This window comes from Mucilaginibacter gotjawali (assembly GCF_002355435.1).
Taxonomy (GTDB): domain Bacteria; phylum Bacteroidota; class Bacteroidia; order Sphingobacteriales; family Sphingobacteriaceae; genus Mucilaginibacter; species Mucilaginibacter gotjawali.
Window position 1 is genome coordinate 5,361,431 of sequence record NZ_AP017313.1, and the last position, 20,073, is coordinate 5,381,503.

Annotated in this window: 22 protein-coding genes and 1 pseudogene; 12 read left to right on the plus strand and 11 right to left on the minus strand. The window is 45.7% G+C overall.

Going from position 1 to position 20,073, the window contains the following annotated elements:
- The first annotated feature begins 21 nt into the window (after positions 1-21).
- On the plus strand, positions 22-789 hold the full coding sequence (locus MgSA37_RS23620; RefSeq protein WP_096357711.1) for an SDR family NAD(P)-dependent oxidoreductase: 768 nt from the start codon (positions 22-24) through the stop codon (positions 787-789).
- 250 nt (positions 790-1,039) lie between these two features.
- On the opposite strand, the gene MgSA37_RS23625 is transcribed toward MgSA37_RS23620, so the two are convergent.
- On the minus strand, positions 1,040-2,023 hold the full coding sequence (locus MgSA37_RS23625) for a GlxA family transcriptional regulator (protein WP_096355630.1): 984 nt from the start codon (positions 2,021-2,023) through the stop codon (positions 1,040-1,042).
- Between the two features lie 154 nt (positions 2,024-2,177).
- Positions 2,178-3,104 carry a sugar phosphate isomerase/epimerase family protein gene (locus MgSA37_RS23630; RefSeq protein WP_096355632.1) on the minus strand — a complete coding sequence of 309 codons (927 nt, stop codon included), beginning with the start codon at positions 3,102-3,104 and terminating at the stop codon, positions 2,178-2,180.
- Between the two features lie 209 nt (positions 3,105-3,313).
- On the opposite strand from MgSA37_RS23630, the gene MgSA37_RS23635 reads away from it, so the two are divergent.
- On the plus strand, positions 3,314-3,820 hold the full coding sequence (locus MgSA37_RS23635) for a GbsR/MarR family transcriptional regulator (RefSeq protein ID WP_096355634.1): 507 nt from the start codon (positions 3,314-3,316) through the stop codon (positions 3,818-3,820).
- 353 nt (positions 3,821-4,173) lie between these two features.
- Here the strand turns inward: MgSA37_RS23635 and MgSA37_RS29470 are convergent, their stop codons facing one another.
- Positions 4,174-4,299, minus strand: coding sequence for a hypothetical protein (locus MgSA37_RS29470; protein ID WP_260146870.1), 126 nt, complete (start codon positions 4,297-4,299; stop codon positions 4,174-4,176).
- A gap of 221 nt (positions 4,300-4,520) precedes the next feature.
- Between MgSA37_RS29470 and MgSA37_RS23645 the strand changes: the two genes are divergently transcribed.
- Positions 4,521-5,162, plus strand: coding sequence for a response regulator (locus tag MgSA37_RS23645; protein ID WP_172885366.1), 642 nt, complete (start codon positions 4,521-4,523; stop codon positions 5,160-5,162).
- Here the strand turns inward: MgSA37_RS23645 and MgSA37_RS23650 are convergent.
- Together MgSA37_RS23650 and MgSA37_RS28635 are read right to left on the minus strand one after the other, a co-directional pair.
- Positions 5,157-6,962: a tetratricopeptide repeat-containing sensor histidine kinase gene (locus MgSA37_RS23650; RefSeq protein WP_096355638.1), complete on the minus strand. Its 1,806-nt coding sequence runs from the start codon at positions 6,960-6,962 to the stop codon at positions 5,157-5,159. The two genes, MgSA37_RS23645 and MgSA37_RS23650, sit on opposite strands and share 6 nt — an antisense overlap.
- A 137-nt stretch (positions 6,963-7,099) precedes the next feature.
- Positions 7,100-7,303: a hypothetical protein gene (locus MgSA37_RS28635; RefSeq protein ID WP_096355640.1), complete on the minus strand. Its 204-nt coding sequence runs from the start codon at positions 7,301-7,303 to the stop codon at positions 7,100-7,102.
- Positions 7,304-7,617: 314 nt separating this feature from the next.
- Here MgSA37_RS28635 and MgSA37_RS23660 point away from each other — a divergent pair, with 314 nt between their 5' ends.
- The 5 genes from MgSA37_RS23660 (at position 7,618) to MgSA37_RS23680 (ending at position 12,395) form a co-directional block, all read left to right on the plus strand.
- Entirely contained in the window at positions 7,618-8,427 is an 810-nt protein-coding gene (locus tag MgSA37_RS23660) for a hypothetical protein (protein WP_096355642.1), read from the plus strand.
- Positions 8,428-8,530: 103 nt separating this feature from the next.
- Entirely contained in the window at positions 8,531-9,157 is a 627-nt protein-coding gene (locus tag MgSA37_RS23665) for a hypothetical protein (RefSeq protein ID WP_157750702.1), read from the plus strand.
- Between the two features lie 82 nt (positions 9,158-9,239).
- Positions 9,240-10,040: a hypothetical protein gene (locus MgSA37_RS23670; protein ID WP_096355646.1), complete on the plus strand. Its 801-nt coding sequence runs from the start codon at positions 9,240-9,242 to the stop codon at positions 10,038-10,040.
- Between the two features lie 191 nt (positions 10,041-10,231).
- The gene (locus MgSA37_RS23675; protein WP_096355648.1) at positions 10,232-11,401 is read left to right on the plus strand and encodes an acyltransferase family protein; all 1,170 of its coding nucleotides are present in this window, start codon (positions 10,232-10,234) and stop codon (positions 11,399-11,401) included.
- Between the two features lie 184 nt (positions 11,402-11,585).
- On the plus strand, positions 11,586-12,395 hold the full coding sequence (locus MgSA37_RS23680; protein WP_096355650.1) for an SDR family oxidoreductase: 810 nt from the start codon (positions 11,586-11,588) through the stop codon (positions 12,393-12,395).
- Between the two features lie 53 nt (positions 12,396-12,448).
- Here MgSA37_RS23680 and MgSA37_RS23685 read toward each other — a convergent pair whose 3' ends face one another.
- From MgSA37_RS23685 to MgSA37_RS23695, 3 genes are all read right to left on the minus strand, one after another.
- On the minus strand, positions 12,449-12,769 hold the full coding sequence (locus MgSA37_RS23685; protein ID WP_096355652.1) for a hypothetical protein: 321 nt from the start codon (positions 12,767-12,769) through the stop codon (positions 12,449-12,451).
- A 91-nt stretch (positions 12,770-12,860) separates the two neighbouring features.
- Entirely contained in the window at positions 12,861-13,217 is a 357-nt protein-coding gene (gene queD / locus MgSA37_RS23690) for a 6-carboxytetrahydropterin synthase QueD (protein ID WP_096357713.1), read from the minus strand.
- Positions 13,218-13,300: 83 nt separating this feature from the next.
- Positions 13,301-13,912 carry a class I SAM-dependent methyltransferase gene (locus tag MgSA37_RS23695; protein WP_096355654.1) on the minus strand — a complete coding sequence of 204 codons (612 nt, stop codon included), beginning with the start codon at positions 13,910-13,912 and terminating at the stop codon, positions 13,301-13,303.
- A 271-nt stretch (positions 13,913-14,183) separates the two neighbouring features.
- Between MgSA37_RS23695 and MgSA37_RS28640 the strand changes: the two genes are divergently transcribed.
- A complete protein-coding gene (locus MgSA37_RS28640; protein ID WP_096355656.1) occupies positions 14,184-14,468 on the plus strand; it encodes a hypothetical protein in 285 nt (94 codons plus the stop codon).
- 394 nt (positions 14,469-14,862) lie between these two features.
- Here the strand turns inward: MgSA37_RS28640 and MgSA37_RS29585 are convergent.
- Positions 14,863-15,218: pseudogene (locus MgSA37_RS29585) on the minus strand (endonuclease domain-containing protein).
- 681 nt (positions 15,219-15,899) lie between these two features.
- A complete protein-coding gene (locus tag MgSA37_RS23710) occupies positions 15,900-16,328 on the minus strand; it encodes a DoxX family protein (protein WP_096355658.1) in 429 nt (142 codons plus the stop codon).
- A gap of 159 nt (positions 16,329-16,487) precedes the next feature.
- On the opposite strand from MgSA37_RS23710, the gene MgSA37_RS23715 reads away from it, so the two are divergent.
- The 3 genes from MgSA37_RS23715 to MgSA37_RS23725 all read left to right on the plus strand — a co-directional run bounded on the left by MgSA37_RS23715 (position 16,488) and on the right by MgSA37_RS23725 (position 18,307).
- On the plus strand, positions 16,488-17,087 hold the full coding sequence (locus tag MgSA37_RS23715; RefSeq protein ID WP_096355660.1) for a hypothetical protein: 600 nt from the start codon (positions 16,488-16,490) through the stop codon (positions 17,085-17,087).
- A 523-nt stretch (positions 17,088-17,610) separates the two neighbouring features.
- A complete protein-coding gene (locus tag MgSA37_RS23720; protein WP_096355662.1) occupies positions 17,611-17,967 on the plus strand; it encodes an MmcQ/YjbR family DNA-binding protein in 357 nt (118 codons plus the stop codon).
- Positions 17,960-18,307 (plus strand): cupin domain-containing protein, encoded by a 348-nt coding sequence (locus MgSA37_RS23725; RefSeq protein WP_096355664.1) that lies wholly within the window; start codon positions 17,960-17,962, stop codon positions 18,305-18,307. The genes MgSA37_RS23720 and MgSA37_RS23725 overlap by 8 nt, the downstream gene beginning before the upstream one ends.
- Positions 18,308-18,438: 131 nt before the next feature.
- Here MgSA37_RS23725 and MgSA37_RS23730 read toward each other — a convergent pair whose 3' ends face one another.
- A complete protein-coding gene (locus MgSA37_RS23730; protein WP_096355666.1) occupies positions 18,439-20,055 on the minus strand; it encodes a DUF5597 domain-containing protein in 1,617 nt (538 codons plus the stop codon).
- Between the last annotated feature and the right edge of the window lie 18 nt (positions 20,056-20,073).

The window sequence follows — 20,073 nt, forward strand, 5'->3', positions numbered from 1 at the left end:
TACCATAAATCAGACTCAAACATGACAACCAAAAATTTCACCAATAAAACAGCTATTGTAACCGGCGCGGGCCAGGGCATTGGCTTTGAAATTGCCAGGCAGATGGCGCTTGAAGGCGCCTGGGTGTTGCTCAATGATATCAATGAGGCACTGGTAAAAACTGCTGCCGAAAAGATTGCAAATGAAGGCGGAAACTGTTACGCACTGGCGGGCGATGCTGCGGATGTCGATTTCATCCAGCATATGGTAGACTCAGCCGTGCGGCATTTTGGCGGCCTGGATATCGCTATTGCCAATGCCGGAATCACCCTGTTTGGCGATTTTTTAAATTACCCTGTTGAATCGCTGCAAAGCGTAATGCGCCTGAATTTGCAAGGCAGTTTTTTCCTCGCCCAAAAAGCGGCTAATCAAATGATCAGGCAGGAAAGCGGTGGGCGCATCCTGTTCATGTCATCCGTTACCGGCCACCAGGCACACCAGGACCTTGCCGCCTATGGCATGACCAAGGCCGCGCTTGAAATGCTTGCCAAAAGCCTGGTTATTGAGTTATCACCATACCAAATTACCGTAAACACTGTTGCCCCCGGCGCTACCCTAACCGAAAGAACGATGGAAGATGCCGGGTATAAAAATACATGGTCGCGCATTACACCGATGGGCCGCCCGGCAACGGTGGAGGATGTGGCCAGTGCTGTTTTATTTTTAGTTTCTCCGCAAGCCGGGCATATCACCGGACAAAACATCATTGTTGATGGCGGGTGGACGGCGGTAAGCACATCGCCGTATTAACAGTTAACATTAAAATATTGTTAATTTAACTCCTATCAGTTTTGTAGGATATAAAAATATTGTATATTTGCAGTGGTGATAAGATGTAAGCCCAACAGTTTATACTTCACTAATGCAGGTAGCTGAAAGGCGGCAGCAAAAAAAGAAAATGGTTCGATCCCGTTTCCTGCGTCCTCTTCTCATAATTTAGGTTTATAATTGGTTAGAACGAGCTCCTGCCCATCAGGAGCTCTTCTTTTTTTACGCGTTTTTAATTTAAATATATTTCTTCCCGGTTATACTTTCGCCTGTAATCCTGTGGGGTAAGGCCCGTTATCTTTTTAAACACTTCGCGAAAGGTTTTGATATCATTATACCCGGCATCATACATTAAAAGGTTAATGTTCTGGCTCCCTTTTTCGAGCGCCTTTTTGGCCGCTTCAATTTTCACACGCTGCAAATACTCAAACGGCGTATTCTTTGTGGCTTTTTTAAAGCGCCTGATAAAATTACGCTTGCTCATATTGGCGCGGTCGGCGATATCGTCAATAGTAAGCGGCAAATGATGATTTTCTTCAATATAAGTTTGCGCTTTCAGTATATCGTCATCATTATGTTTGCGCTGGCCCTTAAATACCGAGAAATGCGATTGGCTGATCCTGTCCATATCCAGCGAAAACATTTTACTTGCCCAAACGCCCACTTCCCTGCCGCAAAACTTATCGATCATATACAGGATGAGGTTCAGCGATGAAAATGCGCCTCCGCTGGTATAGATCCCTTCCTGGTCAGTGATCACCATATCCGATAGAAAATTAACATCAGGGTACCTGCGTACAATATCTTCCATGTCGCTCCAGTGCGCAGTACATGAGCGACCAGGCAACAATCCCGCCTCGGCCAAAAAATAGATCCCCGAGCACAGGCTGGCAACTTCTGAACCTGCCTGGTATTTGGTATTTATCCAGTTAATCAACCCCTTGTGTTTTACCAGCATACTATCCCGGTCGCCATAAAACGCTGGAACGATAATCAGGTCGGGTTTCTTTAATTCTTCGGCCAAACAATATGTTACAAAAAGCGGGTTAAGCGGCAGCAAGTCGTTATTTGCTTTTTCACCTGCCAGAATTATTTTAAACGGCTGGGATTTACCCGTTTGCTGAAAAAGCCTGTTGGTATGGATAAACATATCCATGGCGCCGGTAACAGTCGACAACGTGGCATCCTCGTGAATAATTAATGCTACTTCTCTCATGCAATCAAAATATACTCAAATATAAGGATTTGGTGAAAAAGTGAGTGGTGAATGGTGAATGGTGAGCAAAGCGTTCATTAATGCTGAATTGCAGATGGGGTGAACAGAATTATTTCCCAGCTTACCCATTCACTATTCACTCACTACTCACCGCTCAACTTAAAGCGTCCTTGGCATATTCGCGGCATTTGATCACTTCTTTAACCGCATCAGAGCCGGCCGGTATTTGGTATTCCTGCTCGATAGTTGCGGGGAATTTATAACCTTCTTTTTTCATTAATACCAATACTTCTTTTATCGGCGTATCACCCTGCCCCCAGGGCATATTTGGCCCGTCATGAAATTTCCTGTCTTTCAGGTGCATACTGAGTATACGCTTATGGTTTTTCTTAATAAAATCTATGGGGCTGCTGCTGGTTCCGGCAACATAATGGCCAATATCAAGGTTTATCCCGTTGTGGTCGCTCTGGCTTAAAGCGTTATCCCATAAAGTTGGGGTGGCCTGGGTATGGGCATGGTAACCTACCATCATATCGTATTTTTCGGCCAGGTTACCCAGGCGCGCTGTTTGGTTGTCGTCGGGCAATTCAACGGTAACATGGCTGCAGCCCAGTGCCTTGCCCGCATTAAAAGCATATGCTATTTCCCCGTCAGTGTTGTTCGCATTCAAAGCGTTTGGCTTCCATGCATAAATACTTACGCCCGCATCATTATACATTTTACGAATGGCAACAAAAGGGTCCATTAATGTACTTTCGCGCCAGGCGGCCATTCGTGTTTTGTAGTCTGCACTGTTATCATATTTTGGCGCTCCGGCGTAAGCTTCTGCCGCGTCTCCCATTAGTTCAATTGCGTTAATATTACAAGTTAAACAATACTGTAATATTTGTTCTATGCTGCCGGGCATACTCCTGAAAGAGTATGTAATAACGCCAATTTGTACACCATTTATTTTGGAATTTGGCTTAACCTTGGCAAAAATTGAATTTGCAAAGGAACTTTTTGAGGCCAGTGCCATGCCAGCGGCAGCAAGCATGCTTGCGCCAATAAACTGACGCCTGGAGACGTTTTGCTTTTTCATGATCAATAAAATATTTAGTTTACAGAATAATTGGTTAACTGTAGAGGCAGATCAAATTTATTGATTAATTATTGGCAAATGAAAGCCAATCAAAAAAATAATGTTAATTAATAAATAAAATAAAAGGCAGCAATTTTACCCGGAGGAAAAACACCAGCACTTAAGTTTCAGTATATTTTGAAACTTCGATAACATTGGTATATTTGTATATGGAATTACCGGAAGCAAAGCAAAAATTCATTGAAGCCTGGGGCAAATTAGGGTCGGAATGGGGGATCAACCGTACCATGGCCCAGGTGCATGCGTTGCTGCTGCTAACGCCGGATGCCTTAACTACCGAAGAAATAATGGAAGCGCTGAGTATATCCCGCGGAAATGTGAATATGACCGTGCGCGACCTGATCAACTGGGGCCTGGTTGAAAAGCAATTGCGGGCCGGCGAGCGTAAAGAATATTTTTATGCGGATAAAGACACCTGGAACATCGCCCGGCAGGTAGCCAAAGAGCGCCGTAAACGCGAACTTGACCCGGTAATTAAAATATTGGACGAGCTGGTAAAAGTTGAGGGCGATAAAAAAGACCCCGGCTACAAAACATTTCATAAATCAGTAACCGACATTAATAAACTGGCAAAAAACGTTGATAAAACACTGGAAACAATGATCAAAGCCGATGAAAGCTGGTTTTGGGGATCGATATTAAAAATATTTAAATAAAAATCGCTGATTTCCATCGCAGTTTATAAGCGGTATAAATAGCATTATTTCTATATTTGCAGCCGGATCAGGGTTGCCGGGTGGGTCCTGAAATAAGGGCTGTTTAAAATACGGTTCCTGTTATAGCAAAATTTCCTGTGGTGTAATGGTAACACATCAGATTCTGGCTCTGAGGATTGAGGTTCGAGCCCTTGCAGGAAAACAAAAAAGCGCCCCGGAGGGCGCTTTCACAGCAGAACTATGAAAAACTGCCTGTTAGTTCGTTCCTGAAGAACGTTTGACATCATCCCCGATATCAAGGGGTTAAACACCCTGATATCGTCCTGTTCCATTTATTTTTACTGCTTTTTTTCTTAGCGCTCATCCTGCTTTTTAGTGTCGGGCTTGTGTTGAGTAACAGTATCTTCATTAGCATTCCGCACAACCAGGGCGACTATGCAAAGCACCATTATTATTGCTGTGCCGATTATATCTTTCATAAAATTCCTGATTAAGATGTGTACCGTATTTTTGCCGGACGTATTATTTATGCCGGGTCTTTACCCTCCTTATCCGGGAGCCGGGTGAGCGTTGTTGTTCATGGTGATGCAGGATCGATTTTCAGAGCCAATTTATGCAGCGCCCCAGGGGCATGCAATACAAACCAGTTGGTATTTTTTTATCGAAACCACAATGCTTAGTTTTACTGCTAATTATTATAATGGAACGTACATCTGAAAAACTATCTGTGATTATTGCAGATGATCATATCTTATTTATCAACGGACTTTGTATGCTGCTGCAAACCGAACCTGATATTGAGATTATGAACATTGCATCCAATGGCCGGGAAGTACTCAGCTTACTAAATTCACAAATACCCGACCTGATACTGCTTGACATTAACATGCCCAGCATGAACGGCTTTGAAGTGCTTATGCGGGTAAAATCCTGTTATCCGAAAATTAAAGTAGTGATGCTTTCTACTTATAATGAAGAGCACCTGATTGAAAAAGCGAAGACTGGTGGCGCCAATGGGTACATCTTAAAAAATGCTGAAAAGAGCCAATTATTGCAGGTATTGCGATTGGTGGGGCAAGGGCAGTCGTGCTTCCCTTACAAACAACCTGCTGGCAATTCAATATTTGATGAATCGGATCCATTTTTAAAACAATTCCAGCTCACTAAAAGGGAAATTGAACTTTTGCAGTTCATCAAACAGGATTTTACCAACCAGCAGATGGCCAACCACCTGCACCTGAGTATCTATACTATTGAAACGCACCGGAAAAATATAATGCAAAAACTGAACCTGAAAAACCCGGTGGAACTCACCAAATTTATCCTGCAATATAATTTATAAGGATTTACGATTCAGTGGGATGTACACCGACACCAGCGTTCCTTTACCCACCCGGGAGTCGATCTCTACCTTGCCTTTTAAAAAATTGATCCGCGACCTCAGGTTGTTCAACCCTATACCCCAATAAGCCCCGGGGCCTGCGACCTCAAATCCTTTGCCATTATCCTCAATAGTTAAACTTATATTCTGTTCATCCCTTATCAACGAAATATCAAGCCTGCTTGCATCGGCATGCTTCATTACGTTGTTTACGCATTCCTGCAAAACGCGGTACAAAATAATTTCGGTTGTTGCATCGAAGGGTTCATCAAAGCCCCTGCTGAAAAGCTTGATGGCAATGGCATCGTTTTCAATGTTCTCAACAAATTGTTTAACTACTAAGGCAAGGCCGGTTTCATGAAGCGCCCAGGGCATCATATTATGTGATATCGTTCGTACCTCCCTGAAACCGTCATCAACCAGTTTGATTGCTTTCTCAAACCGCTTCTTTTGCGCCTCGTTTGCAAAAGGCAGCTCCCCGCCTATAACCGTTAAATTTATTTTGGCAGCCGTCATGGTCTGGCTTACGCTATCATGCAGGTCCTGTGCTATTCGTTTTCGCTCGCTTTCTTCCGTTTCAATGATCGCCTGCATGGCAATATTGCGTTGCTTTAGCTTTGTTTGTTTATAATAAATAAACCCTATAAAAAGCATTAACCCGATAATTACAACTATACCGGTCATCCAATAGTTGCGTTTGGTTATCTCAAACTGCTGCTGAAGTACCTGGTCTTCTCTTTGTGTTATCTCGTATTTGGTTTGTAGTTCGTCGATAGTTTTTGATTGGCTGGTATTATTTAAAGCACTCAGCGCCATGTGCTTTTTTAAATATACAAGCGATTGCCTGTAATCCCCCTTTTGCTCATACAAATCAGCTATTTCATTTACAGCGCTGCTTTGCATGGCTCCATAACTTATTTTAGTGGCGTATTGCAAGCATTTTTGCAATGCATCCATTGATTGCGGGTACAACTTTTTGCTTTTATATAATACACCCAGGTTAAAATAATTGATGGTGAGGGCCAGCGTATCGTTCAGTGATTTTTTAGTTTCGATGGTTTTTAAAATATCCTGTGCCGATTCACTTTTCTGTTTTAAACTTCCCAAAACATCTTTCATAAAATTCTTGCTGAATGCTTCAGAGGTATTCTCTTTTGTTTTTTGAACAAAATCGAGCGAGTCGATGATGTCATAGGCCTGTTTGAAATAATTGAGTGCTTCGCGATAATTATGTTTGGCCTCGTATAACGCCCCGGCCTGGCTCAAAGCATTTATCAGCTGCCGGTGTGCGCCGGTTATTGAAGAAATACCAATAACTATTTGATTTAAACGGATCGCTTTATCATAATTCTTCAATTGAGCATATGACTTTGCCAGCTCCAAATATTCATCTGCTACCGAAGCCTGGTTTTTAACCGTACTCAGAATTGCGATCGCCCTATCAAAAAAATAGGCGGCAGAATCATATTTCGCTGTTAACTCAAATGTTTTCCCAATCGCCAGCAGTATTAAACCTGTAGCTTTTTTATCGCCCAAGCGGTCGGCAAGGCTTAATCCTTTACGGGCAATTTCAAGGGTTTCCCCCGGATTCTTTCGCAATGGATGGCTTAAGAATGCCGTTGTGGCATTTAAACGTTTTTGGTAGGATGCATTACCAAAAATAATTTTCTTTAAACTATCACTATTTTGACCGGCGCACGAAATTGCAGATAAAAGAAAGCAGATAAAAAAAAGTATTTCATAGCCGGATGCGTGTTCCATGTTAAAGGTAGTAATTTCAACACTATTGGCAAAAGCCCCCTCTATCGTGCGTTATTAGGTTGAAAATCATCAAGCCAATTGCAAATTGTATTATCCCGGGAGGTACTGCCCCTATCGTTCGTATAAGGGGTTGTTTTTCAGAAAAATTGAATTTGAATAATTAAAATGGCCACCACGGATAATATTGCCAGGTAGAAATATACATTTTTACGCTGTTTCGCACTGATGATGTAGGGGATCTTTCCTGTGTTTCTTAGCTTACGGTATTTGAGCAAATACTTGCGTGATAATAGAATAAAGATAACGGGGATACAATAAATTAAATATTCTAAATTTTTCATACGCCTTAACTTTAAATTCTTTACGGTACAATTTTATGGGCAGGCGCCCCGGCGAACAATACAAAGCAGTTGGTATTTTTACAGGAGTAATGAAGCGTAAATTTACAGGCGCATGTTAAGTCAGATCGGGTGGTTAAAAAAGACTGTGAATGCATTTTTTTAACAGGTTGAATATCGTGTATTTTTTATACCGATTATGCATTACTATAAAAAATACGTAATTTAGAGTGACATTATCACGCGCGTTCTAACTCAAACTATGGCACTGTAAGCTAATGAATTGCGGATTGAAAATATGGGGACTATTTTTTTTTATGATAACCCTGTATTTGGTTTTTCCGGGTGCGGCATTGGCACAAACCACTTTTGAGGATGCCCTCCAAAAAAAAACGGATTCATTACTCGCACCGGTTAAGGCTGAAAATACAAGAGACGAGCTTTTACCAAACAACGTGTTACAAAACCTGATCTCGCCATCAGGCTGGGGAGGGTTTGGTACGTATATATTTGGCGGTATAGGCGGCGATTACCCGCAACCATATCGCACCAGGGCTGATTTGATAGCCTTTGGAGGTTTTTGTACGGGTAATCCTCAAAAAGCAGTAAACGTTGCATTAAGTATGAATATCACCAACGTGCATGAAGTGACGGATCTTTCGGGAAATATTCAGATAAGCCGCCAAATTTTTACAGGCAGCAGCATCTCTGCGGGCGGGTTACAGTTGTTTGCCAACAAGCGACAATCAGATTCGCCGGGGTCAACATTTTATTTTGCATTTAGCCATGCCCTGCAATGGCTGCCATCGGCCACGCCGGGCAGCTCGAAGCTTACCTATACCATCGGAATTGGTAACGGGCGCTTTTATACTAAAAGCGCCCTGGATATAAAGAATGGCAGGGGCAGGCATGGCACTGCGATATTTGGAAGCATATCCTACGAATTGATAAAAAATGTTAACTTTAATACTGAATGGTCCGGCATAAATCTGGGGTGTTCATTGGGCATTAAACCCTTTAATAGTCCTTTAGCTGTTGGCATCGGTGTAACTGATTTAACAAGGTATGCCTCTGATAAAATAAATTCAACATTTTTAATATGCTACCCGCTATCGGTGGCAAGATAATTGAATGGCAATAGGGTATCTACACATACAAACAACAACAATAAATGGCAGTAAAAAATTACTGCTTATGTGGTTCTTTGTGTTAATTGCGTTCACTGCACCCTTGAATAGCGCAACAGCGCAGGCACGCAACTTATCCGACTGGAATGTACCCCCTCCCTTGCCTCCGGGTTCCTCAACTAAAGGAAATACTACGGGAAAGCCGGCAACGGCCAAATCAATTTTGCTCATTCCGGGTGATATACCGATACCCTCCCAGCCGGCGGCTCCTCCTGTAAAGATGCCGTACCTCGCCGCTATTGTTACGACATCGCCTTTTGCTGCTTCACCCGGCCAACCGTACAAATTGAGTATTGACGTTGAAGGGCCTGATATTCCATTACCCGGCGCCCCGGATGCACCACCATTACCGCAACAAACAATGCAGGACAAACCGGCACCGGAGGTTATTGACCTGCCTGCTCCGCCCCCGCCTGATATGCCACCTTTGCCGCAACAGCCCGCATCTTCAGGACAAACAACGCCCGGAAAATTGCCGCTCCCTTTAATGCCGGAGGTGCTAAGTCTCCAATCTCCGTTGCTGCCGCCAGCAAGTGCGCCAATGTACTGGCCGACACCTGCTATACCTGGAAATGCCAGTATACGACTAACGATAGCTGCCGGTGAAAAAAGTGTTAAAGGCAAACGCAAGGGTAAACATAGATTTAAAACCAAACCGCTCCGGATTTAATTCCGGCTGGCTTATTCACAAACTCAAACTTCACCGGTACCAACATATCTGCCCTGCAGAAAACGATCAAAAGAAATAAAAAATGAAATTTACGCCAACCAGAGTCAAACATATCCTGCTTATAACCCTATCGGTTATAAGCGGTGTTGTTTGCGCACAGGTTAGGTTTAAAAAAGGCGACGAATTTCAGCGGCAGGTATTAACCAAATCAAATTGCGTGCTGCAGCGCGGAAGCCAAACCTTGCATGTAAGTTCATTTTCCATCGTCACAAAAACTTATAGGGTTACGGAGGTATCCGATAAGGGAGCAACAATTATCATTACAACTGATAAAATAATTGATACCATCAATGCAATGGACCAAAACCTGGTGTATAATTCGGATAAGGCCGCCGACCCTAATTCTGCCATCCAGGTGGGTTTGCAGAAAACATTAAATGCGCGGTCTGCCGTTATGGTAAATAATAAAGGAGAAATATTGAGCGTAAGAAATACTGTTGCTGTAAACGACACACTTTTATCCTTTGCCGGGATCCAGCCGGAGTATTTATCGCCTGGCGCCATGCTGCAATTTATGGCAGATTTCCCACTAAACCCCTCTGTCAAAAAAGGTTATTCATGGACGGACGCTACGCCGTTAAAAGAAACCAATTACACCATTTACGCCATCACCGGGCATACTACCACCATCACCCACAAAACTTCCATATTGGGAGGTAATATGAATAGCCGTATCAACGGATCTTTGTTAATAGATAATTTTACCGGGCTTATTTTAAAGCGATATGCGCAAAGTGTTTCAACCGGATACGAAATGGTTAACGGCATAGTTTACACTGCAACCCGCAGGACAGCTACAACCGAGGTAACCGTGAAAAAATAAAAAGGCAAACAAGCGCTAATTGCTTTTCCCCCGCAGACCTGTTAGTTAATTCACCTTCTTTTTTGACGAACAGCCCCATAGCTTTGACCACAGGGAACACCCTTCCGGTTTTTTCGCCCTAATATTGCAACGTCATAACCGTTTGGTTGTCAATTTATTTAAGCTCAACAAGTACTCTTACAATTACTTCGATGGAACGTATAAAAACCGAAAATACTACCCTGCTTACCGCTGAAAAAAAACCAGCACAGAAATTCAATTACATCAATCACCTCAAGGTATTAATGACCGTCCTGGTGGTGCTTCACCATTCATTTATTACCTACGGCGCACCGGGCAGCTGGTATTTTCAGCAAAAGACACACTTGCTGGGGGCGCTTTTCCCGATGACGGTTTTCGTAGCCACTAACCAGTCGTTTTTTATGGGCTTTTTCTTTTTCCTGTCGGCTTTGTTTATCGCTCCCTCTTACCAAAAAAAGGGCACTGCCAAATTTTTGGCCGACCGGCTGAAAAGACTGGGCATCCCGCTGGCATTTTATTCTTTGGTATTATCGCCCATACTAAATTATATCGTTGAACATTACGGATACGGACAGCATCACTCTTTTATGGAATATATGTCAGGCTACCATCACTGGATCGATCTTGGGGTAATGTGGTTTGTAGCCGCGCTGCTTATTTTCAATTTGGTGTACCTGGCTTATAAAAATATCCCTGCGCTCAACTTCAACATAAAACTCAATTTCCCTTCAAACAAACAGCTATTGATTGGGGGGTTGGCGCTGGGCTTTTTATCTTTTTTAGCCAGGCTTATCTGGCCCACAGGCTGGGTATTGGCTCCGCTTGGTTTTCAATTAGGATATTTTCCTCAATATATTGTCCTTTTCGTACTCGGTATTATCGCTTCAAACAACAACTGGCTTAACCAGTTGAATTTAAACCAGGGTAAGTTGATGAGGACCGGGGCTTTACTGATGGTGCTCCTGGTTTTGCCTGTCATATTTATCCTGTTTTTGATCCTGAAATTCCCGGGCAACTATTTCAATGGCGGCTGGAACCCCGTTGCCCTTTCCTACGCTTTATGGGAACAGATCGCCGGTGTAATGATTATGGCCGCTATGTTATGCATTGCCAAATTTAAATGGAACAGCGCCACCCCTTTTATGAACGGCTTATCTGCAAACGCTTTTGCGGTCTATATCTTTCACCCGCTTGTGCTGATCTCTTTATCCCTGCTGGTAAAATCCTGGGATGTTAACCCGGTTATTAAATTAGCGGTAGTGGCCCCGGCTGCTGTTGCAGGGTCGTTTTTGCTGGCAGGCCTGCTCAGGAAGATTCCTTTTGTGAGGAGTGTTATTTAAAGTGGTTTACCAGGCGCCCTTTCGTTTAATCTTTCGGCAAATTACAACATCCAACTTTCGGTCGGCATTACTGGTTATCAGGAAATTCAAAAAAACAATTTCTTTGCTTTCATATAAATTTGCATTTTTATAGCGTAAACCATCAGGTTTGCATCGCATTAAAAAATCATTATTAAATCAAAAAATGGGCAAAGTAATTTTAGTGACCGGCGCTTCGTCCGGTATAGGTTTAGCGGTTGCAAATGCATTGCAGGCAAAAGGCCACACCGTTTATGGTTCATCACGCGATATTAAACGCCTCAGTTCCGTATCCTTTAAACCGATCCAACTGGATGTTACCGATGATGCTTCTGTAAACGCAGCTGTTGATAAAATCATTAAAGCCGAAGGCAAAATTGACGTGCTGGTAAACAATGCCGGCAACGGTGTAACCGGCCCTGCTTATGCCATGCCGGTTGAATATGCCAAAAAACAATTCGAGGTTAACTTTTTTGGGGTGATCAGGGTGAGCAGCGCGGTGATCCCCAAAATGATAGAGGCTAAACAAGGCCTGGTGATCAATGTAAGCTCGCTGGCCGGCCTGTTTGGCTTGCCTTACCAGGGCTTGTACAGCGCCTCAAAATATGCTATCGAAGGATACTCGCAAAGTTTGCGGATGGAACTGCGCAATACCGGCGTTAAAGTAACCCTTATCAACCCTGGCGACTTTAAAACCGACTTTACCGGCAGCCGCGAAAAGGTACCCTTCCCGCTTAAAAATGAGCAGCTTGAAAAAGAATTTACCACCGCTGTTGCCAGTATGGAGAAAGATGAAAGCGTAGGCGCCAATCCGGATGTGATCGGTAAAAAGATCTGCGAGATCGTTGATTCGTCGAGCCCTGCACCCCGTTACCTTATCGGCGCTTTTGGCCAAACTATTGCAGTAACGCTTAAGAAAGTATTGCCTAACGGTTTGTTCGAAAAATTAATGAACGACCATTACGGGATAAAATAACCTTCATTTACAGACTTACGAAGTTTTGAAAACTTCGTAAGTTTAATTCGATTCTATTTCTTCCCCTCCAAATATTTATAATGCAATTGCTTCAATGTTTCAGTTGAAGCTTCATCAGCGGAGATGCCATATCCGGAAACCAATATCCCCTTTAAGCCTGAAGGATGAGCAAGCGCATAAACGGTAGCCTCATCTGCCGGATCGGATGCGCCTTCATAACGGTAAAGGTCGACGATTTCAAATTCATCGGCTGGGTAGCCATGCTCCCCGGCAAACAAATGGTTTTCCTTTAAATTGAGGTCTAAAGTATATCCCTGCTTTTTAAGCTGTTCAATCGCTTCGGTTACAGTGCCGTAATGGAATTGCTGTTTCATATCGGTAGGTTTTGAGCTATCCGATAAAATTAGGGAATAAATGCCGGATGCGGATTATTTTCTCAATTTATCCGCTGTCTTCCTTTAATCCTCATTCCCCTTCGTAGATCACTCCCGACGACGCCGTTTCATTCAACTCAACCCTTTTTAATGCGGGAATGAGCGGTTTAACCTGATTCCACAGCCACACGGCCAGTATTTCGCTGGTCGGGTTTTCAAGGCCGGGAATATCGTTCAGGCAATTATGATCCAGCCGGTCAATAATGGGTTTGATCAGCCTTTTCAAATCGCCGTAATCAATTACCCAGCCTTCATTGGGCAGCAACGGGCCATCTATAAAAACAGTCAGCTGGTAAGTATGCCCGTGCATGTTTTTGCACTTGTGCCCTTCGGGTACATTAGGTAAAAAGTGGGCCGAATCAAATATAAATTTCTTGTAAATCAACATAGGCGGCAAAGGTGCGGCATTTGTGTGTTTATAAAAATGACGGAGATCAGTTTTTTTGACTGCTCTTTCCGAATAACGTTTGCTCACACCTTTTGCAAACACCATGTCGTCATGCAGCGCATATTTTGCACGTTGGTGGTTTTAATGGGTTCCATCAGCCGGGCGTTTAGGGCGACGGTATAATTCAGCAGCATTTTTTCGTTCACCAGGAAACGTTCGGAGCCGTCGGGTAAAAGGTAACGCCCAAGGCCGGTAGGCAATACCAGGTTTTCGAGGCCGATGTCAGATGCCAGGCGGGCAAATAAATAACCGCCCGGTTTTAACACCCGCCACATCGAATGCAGCATGCTTTCAAAGTGTTCCTCGCTATGGGCAAAATGCAGTACCGCGCTGCTGATCACCAGGTCGAAACTCTCATCGGCAAACGGCAACGCTTCTGCCGGGGCCACTACGAAATTACTTAATGGATTAGCCGGCGCAAGGTTTTGTGAAAGCTTTTTTACTGCTTCAACAGCTTCGGGATTTGGGTCGACCCCGTAAACTGAGTAGCCGTTTCGTAAAAAATAAACCAGGTTGCGCCCGCCCCCGCAGCCGGCATCCAAAATAGTATAACAGTTATCGTAGGTGCCCTTTAGCAACTGGTCGAACAGGTAGATATCAATATTGCCGAAAAGCTGCTGCAGGTTATCTTTCATGGTGTTACTAATGGCTAAATTAGTGGTTTGTTTGCAAAATTCGCTATATCAATATTTTTTCGCGGCGATGTTACGGGTCGGTGAGTTATTGGCTCCTATCACGAAGGCTAATCGCCAGGAGTGCCGCCGACAGCCTGCTGCCAGATAAGCAGGTGCACCTGAACCACCGACACGGATGAATACACCCGGGACACCTGGTACACTAATAATTTCTGTAATTTACTTGGATTTTTAAAGAAAAAAATGTATAAAAAACTCGCTTTATTTCCCGATGCCGCGAGTTTGTAACTTGTGGTTGTGCATTGCTGCGGTTTTCAACCGCCAAAGAAATGCGGTATGGGGAGTTCGCCCTGCGGACATAACGCCCCCGCATGGCGGCGAGTCTACTCACCCGGTCATCGCTCCGCTCGACCTGCCCTCTCTCCCGCAAGCGGCAAAGAGGGCTAAGAAAAAAAACAAAACTTCCACACCCTCTTTACGGCCTGCCGTAGAGAGGGTCGACCAGCGCAGCGTAGTCGGGGTGAGTCCCCCGGCGGACATTACCGCCCCTGCATAACGGCGAGTCTACTCACCCGGTCATCGCTACGCTTGACCTGCCCTCTCTCCCGCAAGCGGCAAAGAGGGCTAAGAAAAAAAACGAAACTTCCACACCCTCTTTACGGCTTGCCGTAGAGAGGGTCGACCAGCGCAGCGTAGTCGGGGTGAGTCCCCCGGCGGACATTACCGCCCCTGCATAACGGCGAGTCTACTCACCCGGTCATCGCTACGCTCGACCTGCCCTCTCTCCCGCAAGCGGCAAAGAGGGCTAAAAAAATAAAAACTTCTTCCCCCACCCTCTTTACGGCTTGCCGTAGAGAGGGTCGACCAGCGCAGCGCAGTCGGGGTGAGTCCCCCCGGCGGACATTACCGCCCCTGCATAACGCGTCAACTGCCCGGGCATCAACATTGCCCTACAAATATTCCTTTATCTTTTGCAGCACCATTTGCGTTTCATTAAGGATCTGTGCATTATCAAACCTTAAAATCCTTAATCCCAAAGCATTTAATGCTTCATCCCGATTTCATCATATTCCTTTTTTAGCAGGTGAATTGGCCCGTCTGCCTCAATCACTAATTTTGCTTTATGGCAATAAAAATCCGGTATGTAATACAAGTATCTGCCAAATGCAAAAGTTACACAAATCGGATGCTGCCTTAAAAACTTCTGGTTAAATAGCTTTCTGTTCCTTAAATGATCCCATAGCAGTTTTTCAGCCGGAGTTTCTCTCCGCCTCAGCTCACGACATAAATCAATAATATTTGGCACAGCGAAAAATAAGAAAAATCTTTTTTACTTTTCTTCCCCACCCTCTTTACGGCCTGCCGTAGAGAGGGTCGACCAGCGCAGCGCAGTCGGGGTGGGTAGACTCCGCCGCAATGCAATTGGCGGTAATGTCCGCCGGAGTCTACTCACCCGGTCATCGCTCCGCTTGACCTGCCCTCTCTCCCGCAAGCGGCAAAGAGGGCTAAGAAAAAAAACAAAACTATCCCACCCTCTTTACGGCTCGCCGTAGAGAGGGTCGACCAGCGCAGCGCAGTCGGGGTGAGTCCACCCGGCGGACATTACCGCCCCTGCATGGCGGAGAGTCTACTCACCCGGTCATCTCTACGCTCGACCTGCCCTCTCTCCCGCAAGCGGCAAAGAGGGCTAAAAAAAAACAAAACTTCTTTCCCACCCTCTTTACGGCTTGCCGTAGAGAGGGTCGACCAGCGCAGCGTAGTCGGGGTGAGTCCCCCCGGCGGACATAACGCCCCTGCATGGCGGCGAGTCTACTCACCCGGTCATCGCTCCGCTTGACCTGCCCTCTCTCCCGCAAGCGGCAAAGAGGGCTAAGAAAATAAAAACTTCTTCCCTACCCTCTTTACGGCCTGCCGTAGAGAGGGTCGACCAGCGTAGCACAGTCGGGGTGAGTCCCCCAGGCGGACATTACCGCCAATTGCATAACAACTATGCTACCCTCTCTCCAAAAACCACCCCATCCAAACTCCACCTGTCCCATTCCCCCGGTGCCGCCAAAATAAAGATCAGCAAAACTGCCCTCGGGATCACATGCTGCAGGTCCCAGATCGGTTCCAGCAGGCCATGACCGAAAGAAACCACCAGCAGATCAACACCCAGCAGGGTTAAGGCATATTTGCGGAAAAGGCCAATAATGAGCAAAAACCCGCAGATCAGCTCCACATACGAAGTATAATAAGCCGTGCCCCAAATCAGCCATTTGGGCAGAAAGGTTTTTTCAAAATCTTTAAAAAACATACCGTATACTTTGAGCACCGTGTAGGTAAATATTTTGCCATAGCCCTGCATCAAAAAAATAATGCCCAGCAGCGACCTGGCAAACAGCAGCGCCGCGGCACGGGATGTTTTATCGTTCATGGTAGTTTTTTAGGAATTTGGAATTAAATATAGGGAAATGCGTGGTCATTTAACAACCGCAAGCTCAAAAAGGCGCTTTGATGAGTTTATTTAAAATCGACAAACTTTGCTGATTTAAAACCATACATTGCCGGTCTAATATTTAAACTATTGATCACAATGAAATTAAAACCCCTTGCCTTGCTATGCGCTTTTTTTCTCAGCAGTTGCGCAGCCAGTTATCATCCCATCAACCCGCCGGCTTTAAGTTATCTTTCAAACAGTAACGATAAATCGGTGAGCCTTGATTATAAATACAACCTGCTACCTCAAAAGTATGCGAAAAAGGAAACCAAATTTAGTGTTAAACTCGTTGCCGTTAAGTTAACCAATAACAGCGGCCGCGATCTTATTTTCGGAAAAGACATTAAACTGACCTATGGCAATGGCAGTGAAGCTGTTTTGATGCAAAACCAGCAGGTGTATAGCGCATTGCGGCAAAAAAACGAATACTACCTGTTTTACCTGATCCTGACCGCTGCAACCATCAACACCACCACCAACGGACAGCAAACAAGCTCTATCCCTATCGGCTATGCGTTGGGCCCCGGATTAACAGCAACCAACTTGCTGGTTGCCGATGCCGCAAACAAAACATTTAACGACGAATTATTAAAATACAATATCCTCGGCGCCACCATTAAAAATGGCACAACCGTTTATGGATTGGTCGGCATCAACTCCGCTAATTATGAGGGTTTAAAGGTTAAGGTGGAGTAACGGTTTGATGAACAAGCTTAACCCGTAAATTAGCCCTGTAGTCTTTTGATTGTGGGGCTAATTCATGTTACCGGATATTTTTGAAATTAGGTTGCAGTATATTTGCTGCCGCGAGTTTGCAACTCGTGGTTTTGCATTGCTGCGGTTTTCAACCGCCCCAGAAATGCAGTTATAGCCGCAATCTTTAACATAAAACACAGTGCAGTTGAAAACTGCACACAATGCGTACCACGAGTTACGCTTCGCTAAACTCGCGAGAGCGAAGATGAAGCTGATTTGAAAAATCGTGGTAATCCTAAAATCCTACGAATCTTGGTTCAGACAAATACCCACGTTAGCGATGGCAGCGTATACCAGCCCCGCGCCTAACGCCCGCGCCGTATGAGCGTACAGCGCGACTGCCCCGATGGATAATGCTCATCAAAAACAGCATGCCAGCATCGGGGCGGGAACGCCCAAAACACCACACAAAAACAATCCCCCCCCTTTCCAAATCCCCTTAAAACTTCCGACATTTACCCTAATGATCGACAACACCTTCATCTACCTGGAGTTTCTGCGGAAAACCTGCCTGCCATGGCCGGGGGTTACCGAGAAGCTGTGTTATGGTACGCCGGGTTTTTATGTCAACAAAAAACTGTTCGCCCGGATGAAGGAAGATGGCGAAACCCTGGTGGTGCAATCCCTCATCCGCGAAAAATGGATACTGAAAGATCCGCTCACCTATTTTATAACCGACCATTACCTTAATTATGATTACATGCTGATCAACCTGCAAAGGGTAGCGCCGGAGGAGTTAACCGAGCTGTTACAAACCGCCTGGTATAACCGCGCCCCGCGCAAACTACAGCAGCAATACGAAGAAAACAACCATGAATAAACACATCACCTCTACCCAAAACGCCCAGCACTATACCTGGGGCGACCAATGCGACAGTTGGTACCTGCTGCGCTCAGACAGCCTGGCCGTAATCCAGGAACGCATGCCCCCCGGCGCCGCCGAGCAAATGCATTACCACGACCGTGCGCAGCAGGTTTTTTACATCCTGCAGGGCACCGCCACTTTTGAAGTGGAAAACGAAACGGTAACCGTACAGCAGGGGCAATCTATCCATTTCGCACCCAAAATGCGTCACCGCATTCTTAACAACAGTAGCACAGATCTCCATTTCCTGGTGATCTCGGAGCCGAAATCACATGGCGATAGGGTGAATGTATAGCAGATTACTTTTTAGATTTTACCCCATTGCCATGGCATGGGCGCGTGCTTGCTGTGTTTATTGCCCGCCTGCCCTATCCCAAGCCATCCGCCAAACCAATGACCTAATGACCCAATGACCTAATGACATTTTTATCTGACCACCAAAGAAATTCGTAAAACCGTTGGCGTGTTGCCAAAACCCGGGCCGCCCCAATCGGTTTCATCGCCGTTAAGGATGCGGAGGGCTTTAAAGGTTCCGTTTTCGTAGCGGCCCTGTTCTACCTTCAAATATTGCCAGGCTTTGCCGGCACTAACGCCCATCGGCTGAAAGCTGAGGTGGCAGCGCGTACCCATTACGATAAACTGATTTTCGGCCAGCTTTGCCACCAGTAGTTTCCCGGTAGCCTGGTTATATACAGGTGCGGCATTTGCCCTGCCATCGCCGCCGAATTTCACGTCGGCCTGCCACGCGCCCAGGTCGATGGTTTGATCAGCATGATCCTCGCGCTCTACTACGGCTTTTATCCTGCCGTCAAAGGCCCATTCAGCCAACTGGCCCATCATCGGGGCCGCAGCGGCATATTCCTGTGCAAACGGCGACAGGCGTTCGGTCATCAAAGCATCCTTTTCGGCCACGCCGTTATCATCAATCCCAAAAGGCGAAAAACCTATGCCGCCATGGGCCAGCACAGTATAAAAGTATTTGGCGTTTTCGGCAATTAAACCGGCTTCCGGCACAAATAAAGGGTTATCGCGGCGGTCGTACATGTCAATCACTTTCAACACTTTGTCGCTGGAGTTCAGGTACAGGTCCGGTGCTTCAATATCAATAGCCGGGGCCGCTACCTTCCATATCGGCAGCACATTGTCGGTTGGGCCGCCACTTTCGTAGTTATTGGCGGTGGGGTTGCCAAATGGTTCGCGCAGGGCAGCGTTCGCATAAAGAGGCAAAGGGTAAACCGCTTTACCCGCCGCGGCCACCTGCCCGATGAACCGGGCCACCGACCATGCCTGGAAGTACTCGTCGGCGCGGTCGCCAAATACCTGTTGCCAGGTACCGCTGCTTACTACGGGCACATTCATCGCACCAAGCACTCCCGGCGTCATCAATGCTGCAGGCACCTGGCCCTCAAACATTTTTTGCGCCAGGGGCGAGTAATCCCGAATGCTTCCCCATGCGCCGCTTTCATTTTCCACCTGCACCATCAGCACGGTATGCTGCGTATCGGCGGTTTTCAAATAGCTCATTACGGCGGTAAAAGCTTTGATATCGGCATCCAGCGTAGCCTTCACATTTGGCGAAGGCGAATCAACGGGCTGCCCTTTTTGATTAGTTATGTTAGGATATTTAGCAGCATCGCGCTTCATCCATTCGGGCATATAGTGGTTGCTGCCGTTTTTCCAGGTGGCAAACCATAGCAGTACCAAATGCACTTTATGCTGCCTTGCCTGGCTGATAAGGGTATTTACTACCGAAAAATCAAACCTGCCGGCCTCCGGCTCTATTTGTTCCCAGTAAACGGGTACTTCAAGGGTATTCAGGTGCAGGGCTGCTGCCGCCCGCCAAATATTGGGCATCATGCCGGGCCAGGCGCTGGAGTTATGGGCCTGCCCGCCAAGCATCAAAAAGGGCCTGCCATCCACCAGCAGCGCGTGGCGACCATCTTTTTCAATAATCCTGGGCATGGTATTAGCCGCGGGCTGGGCAAAGGAGTTTACAATGGAGAGCAGGACAAGTGCGAGGCAGAGCGATAAATTCCGGTTCATGAAGCTTGGTTTATAAAT